The sequence below is a fragment of the Stenotrophomonas sp. SAM-B genome, from assembly GCF_013387485.1.
In the GTDB taxonomy this organism is placed as follows: domain Bacteria; phylum Pseudomonadota; class Gammaproteobacteria; order Xanthomonadales; family Xanthomonadaceae; genus Stenotrophomonas; species Stenotrophomonas maltophilia_AA.
The window spans coordinates 1-425 of the sequence record NZ_JABBXB010000065.1; the positions used below are offsets into that span (position 1 = coordinate 1).

General features: G+C 49.4%; 1 rRNA gene. It reads left to right on the top strand.

The features are described 5' to 3' along the window. A 16S ribosomal RNA gene (locus HH110_RS19300) occupies window positions 1–425 on the top strand; the annotation flags it as partial.

The window sequence follows — 425 nt, forward strand, 5'->3', positions numbered from 1 at the left end:
TGCAGTCGGGAATATTGCGCAATGGAGGAAACTCTGACGCAGTGACGCCGCGTATAGGAAGAAGGTTTTCGGATTGTAAACTATTTTAGACAGGGAAGAAAAAGGACAGTACCTAAGGAGGAAGCTCCGGCTAACTACGTGCCAGCAGCCGCGGTAATACGTAGGGAGCGAGCGTTATCCGGATTTATTGGGTGTAAAGGGTGCGTAGACGGGTTAGCAAGTTAGTTGTGAAATCCCTCGGCTCAACTGAGGAACTGCAACTAAAACTGTTAATCTTGAGTGCAGGAGAGGAAAGCGGAATTCCTAGTGTAGCGGTGAAATGCGTAGATATTAGGAGGAACACCAGTGGCGAAGGCGGCTTTCTGGACTGTAACTGACGCTGAGGCACGAAAGTGTGGGGAGCAAACAGGATTAGATACCCCTGT